Genomic DNA, 3421 nt, shown 5'->3' on the forward strand with positions numbered 1-3421 from the left:
ACCGGCGGGGATTCTACGGCTCCGGTGAGGGTCAGGCGGTCGCCGTAGCGGACGTGGGGCGCGGATCGCTCCAGGGCCATGGCTGCGCCGGGCTGTGCGGTGACCTGGACTCGACCATCTATGGACTGCGGGCCGGCGGCGGAGTCCCACTCCAGCTCGCCCAGCTGGAAGCGGTAGGATGTGCCGTCGCGCTCCGGGTCTGTGAGGACGAGGCCTTGGATGGTGACCGTCTCCTCCACGAAGAGGGGAGCGAGGCCGCCACCGACATCCTGCTGAGCGGTGCGCTCGCCCCACCATGCGCCTACGGCGAGGAGCACGGCCGCGGCGCAGCCCACGGCGATAAACCCTGGCCGGGCAGTGCGCCATGCCCCGGCGGACCAAAGGGCCGCGCCCGCGATGCACCACAACACAAGGGCTTCAATGGGCATCGCGGCCTGCCAGCCTACCAGGAGGCCGGTGACCCACGCGGCGGCCAGCGCCGTCAGCATCATGCGGCGGGGCTACCGGACAACGTGCGTCGAGCGCACAGGCTCGCCAGAGATGGTCACGACGACCTCACCGTTGCCCTTGCCCAGGTACTGGAAAATGCGGAAGTCCTTGTCGCCGCCGAGGTACTCGACCGTGCCGTCGTCGTGGAGGCGGAAGGGACGATCGTGGCCGGGGTAGAAGATGGCGGCATTGTCGAGGAGACGCCGGACACTCTGGGCCGCCGACTCCTTGTCCCAGAAGACGAGGAAGGGCACCCCAGTCTCGACGCAGTCGGCGGCGGTGAGGGCGTCGCCGGTGAGGGCGACGGAGCCAGCGGGAGTCTCGGCGACGACGGAGACGTGGCCCCTCGAGTGTCCCGGCGTGCCGAGGATGCGCACGCCCGGGGCCAACTCCTGGCCGTCGGTGACGGCGAGGACGTCTCGGCGGCTGAGCATGTCGAGGAAGTAGCCCGAGGTGGCCCAGTCCGTGGGGTGCGGGTCCTTCACGTACTCGAGCTCGTCGGCGCCGACGGCGACCTGCGCGTTCTTGAAGACGTCCACGTTCTGGACATGGTCCCAGTGGGCGTGGGTCAGCACGACCATGTCAATGTCGTTGGGCGAGACGCCGCGGTCGGCGAGGGCGCTGGTCAGCATCATGCGGCGGCCGTGGTGGGCTGTGTCGACGATGATGGTCTTGTCGCCGCGGATTAGGCCGACAGTGCAGAAGCCGAGACGCCCCTGATCCGTGTGTGACGTGAACCCCGTCAGAATCAGCTCAACTTCCGGCATGTCCGCCCCCTCTCCGTACTTTCACCGCACCGTAACGCGGTCTCTGATGCCGTTCAACGTGGCCGGGCCGATGCCTGCCACCTGGAGCAATTCCTCCACGCCGGCGAATCGGCCGACGCTCTCGCGGTGCTCGACAATGGTGTGCGCCTTCACTGCACCGATGCCGGGGAGCGCCTCAAGCTGCTGCGCCGTCGCCTCGTTCAGGTCGATGACGCCACCGGCCTCTGAGACTGCGGCGGAAGACGTCACCGGCGGCGTCTCGCCTATGGCCGGGACGTAGTAGTGGCCCTCGTCCCGGATGCGGAGGGCCATGTTGAGGCCGGAGGTGTCGGCGTCCTCGACAGGGCCGCCGGCCATCCGCAGGAGGTCGACGAGGCGATCGCCGTCGGAGAACGTGTAGACGCCTGGGCGGCCCACCGCTCCAGCCACATACGCCTGCAGAGTGGGCGTCGGCGTGGCTTGGGGCAGCGCCACCTCCACGCCACCGCCATTCCCCCGCTGCACCAGCAACACGATGCCACCCGCAAGGGCCAGTATGAAGAGGAGGACCAGGGCTAGCGGCATCCACCTGTCGATGCCCTGCGCGCCCAGGCCGCCGTCCGGCTTTTCCTGTGTCAATAGCGTGCTCCCAAGTTGCGGGGGCATTGTACCACCGGCAGCAGATACATCCCCAAGGGCCGCGACTGCGGGTTTTCGGCTACACTGTGGGCATCCTGATGCTTGGGGGAACCATGACGACCGATGCAACGCCGCCAATGGAAGACCGAGGGAAGCTCCTTTCGCAGGCCATTGACGCGATACGCGCGGTGGCCGCGAACGTGAGCGGCGACCAATGGGACGCGCAATCGCCGTGCACCGAGTGGAAGGCCCGGGACGTGGTCAACCACGTTGTGGGCGGCACGTCCATGCTGGCCGCACTGTTCGAGGGGAAGACGTGGGAGGAGGCCTCCGGGAGCAGCCAGAGCATCCCGGAGGGCGGCGACCCACTGGCGGCGCTCGACGCGGCGACCGGTGCGGCCAAGGAGGCAGTCGGCAAGCCGGGGGCGATGGAGCAAGAGATCCAGTTCGCGCGGGGGCCGATGCCGGGGGCGGGCTTTGCGACGCTGATGTTCACGGACACCCTCATCCACGCCTGGGACCTGGCCAAGGCCACGGGGCAGGACGCGACGCTGCCCTCGGAGCTGGTGGAGGCGTCATACGCCATCGTGCTGCCGCGGAAGGGGCAGATGCCGGCGCCTGCCTTCGCTGCGGAGGTAGAAGTGGCGGAGGACGCGGGCACGCAGACCAAGCTGCTGGCGATGCTGGGCCGGGACGCAGGCTGGTCGGGGTAGGGCTCACCGTTCCCTCCCATGGCCCTTGGTGGGGCCTTGCTAGGGCGAAAGACAACCTGTCTTAACTTATAGCTGATACGGCACATTTCAGATACAACACGAATTTTTTCTGCAGGAGCAACCGGGGTCCTGTCGCTGTCTGGCTGGCGGTCGGCGGCGCAGGGCATGGGCTGGAGCGGTCGCTGGGTGGCAGGTTGTTTTTCGAGCCGGCCATAGGTGATAGAGGTTGTTTCCGGCGGTTGTTTCCCTGCAGGCCGTAGCTGGGAGAGGGTTGTCTCGGGTGTTTGTTTTGTAGCTGGGTCGGCACATTGCAGATACGAGACGAAGGTTGTTTCCCCGTGGGGAATTCTCGCGAGTCTGACGCGGGGGCGCGGCGCAGTCGGTCGACGATGCAGACCGCGGGGGCGAGGAAGTCATCCGGGCGAGGCGCAACATGGTGCGCGGTGTGTTGAGAGTGAGTTCGTGTTCCATGGGGGGAGGGTAGCGGGGGCGTCGGGTTTGGCGCTAGCTGCTTGTGTCGGGGTAGGGGGATCGGGTGGAGGCAGGAGGGGGCGCGTATGTCGGGGGGGGTTGCTTTGCCGGGAGGCAGCGGGGGGGGGGGGGGGGGGGGGAGGGGGGAGGGGGGGTGTATGTCGGGGTTCCTGCCTTCGCAGGAACGACGAGAGGGGGCTGGGGAGACCGAGAGGGGTTCGTGGAAGGCATGCCCCGCGCCCCTGGATACCGGCCTGCGCCGGTATGGAGAGCGGGGGGGTTTGGGTAGGGCTGATGTGGGCGGTGGTGGGGACGCCCCGTTTCCCCGCCCCTCTGGATTCCTGCCTTCGCAGGAATGACGAG

At 68.0% G+C, this 3421-nt stretch carries 4 protein-coding genes; 1 reads left to right on the top strand and 3 read right to left on the bottom strand.

What is annotated here, in order from left to right:
* From OXC99_11245 to OXC99_11255, 3 genes are all read right to left on the bottom strand, one after another.
* Positions 1-491: DUF4131 domain-containing protein (locus tag OXC99_11245; protein ID MCY4625559.1), on the bottom strand; the 491-nt coding region annotated here is incomplete at its 3' end.
* A gap of 9 nt (positions 492-500) precedes the next feature.
* Positions 501-1256 (bottom strand): MBL fold metallo-hydrolase, encoded by a 756-nt coding sequence (locus OXC99_11250; protein ID MCY4625560.1) that lies wholly within the window; start codon positions 1254-1256, stop codon positions 501-503.
* A 21-nt stretch (positions 1257-1277) separates the two neighbouring features.
* Positions 1278-1874, bottom strand: a complete 597-nt coding sequence (locus OXC99_11255; protein ID MCY4625561.1) for a helix-hairpin-helix domain-containing protein — start codon at positions 1872-1874, stop codon at positions 1278-1280.
* Positions 1875-1987: 113 nt separating this feature from the next.
* Here OXC99_11255 and OXC99_11260 point away from each other — a divergent pair, with 113 nt between their 5' ends.
* Positions 1988-2587 carry a TIGR03086 family metal-binding protein gene (locus OXC99_11260; GenBank protein MCY4625562.1) on the top strand — a complete coding sequence of 200 codons (600 nt, stop codon included), beginning with the start codon at positions 1988-1990 and terminating at the stop codon, positions 2585-2587.
* The last annotated feature ends 834 nt before the right edge of the window (positions 2588-3421 follow it).

This window comes from Chloroflexota bacterium (genome assembly GCA_026713825.1).
Taxonomy (GTDB): Bacteria; Chloroflexota; Dehalococcoidia; order Lucifugimonadales; family UBA1127; genus UBA1127.

Coding starts and splice junctions, on each gene's coding strand:
- OXC99_11250 (MCY4625560.1), bottom strand. CDS start 1,256: ATGCCGGAAGTTGAGCTGATTCTGACGGGGTTCACGTCACACACGGAT.
- OXC99_11260 (MCY4625562.1), top strand. CDS start 1,988: ATGACGACCGATGCAACGCCGCCAATGGAAGACCGAGGGAAGCTCCTT.